Source organism: Xanthomonas pisi DSM 18956 (genome assembly GCF_001010415.1).
Taxonomy (GTDB): domain Bacteria; phylum Pseudomonadota; class Gammaproteobacteria; order Xanthomonadales; family Xanthomonadaceae; genus Xanthomonas; species Xanthomonas pisi.
This window is the reverse complement of record NZ_JPLE01000234.1, coordinates 1-492: the sequence shown is the minus strand read 5'-3', so window position 1 is coordinate 492 and position 492 is coordinate 1. Positions and strand designations below refer to the sequence as shown.

The following is a 492-nucleotide window of genomic DNA, read 5'->3' as shown; positions in this document are numbered from 1 at the left end:
CCGGAATATCGCCTAAATCGTTATTAACAGCTCTTGCAACAGCAGGCGTGTCAATTGAAATTGCGTTTCTGTGAAGGATTACCAAATCAAAAGAAGGGAATGATTCAAACTGCGACATGTCGTCATAGAACTTTTCATTGTTGTTCATGTCGACTCTATATACTGAAGCTTGATGCCTTTTAAACCAATCCCTCAAATTAGCCTTGTGGGTTATGAATCTTGCTAAATAAGTCAAAACGTCATTAGCCGTAGGCTTTTCTGGATTGCCAGGAACTTCTGGAAATAAGCCGCTAATTTGAAAACGTGTTGCGTATATCTGATCTTCAATATCTTTAAATTTGCCATTAACGAATTGAGATTCATCATTGACAAATTCATTCTTTCTCATCGACCAACCGAATGGAACTGAGAATAAAAGGTTAAACCAAATCTGATCACCAGTCGGAATGCCCTGTTGAGTCGGTTGGTATTTTTTCTGGACCGGAACAGCAG

At 39.0% G+C, this 492-nt stretch carries 1 protein-coding gene; it reads right to left on the bottom strand.

All coding sequences use genetic code 11. From position 1 onward, the window contains the following. The coding region (locus Y887_RS20810; RefSeq protein ID WP_162199181.1) for a phage gateway protein at nucleotides 1-492 on the bottom strand (492 nt) is incomplete at both ends.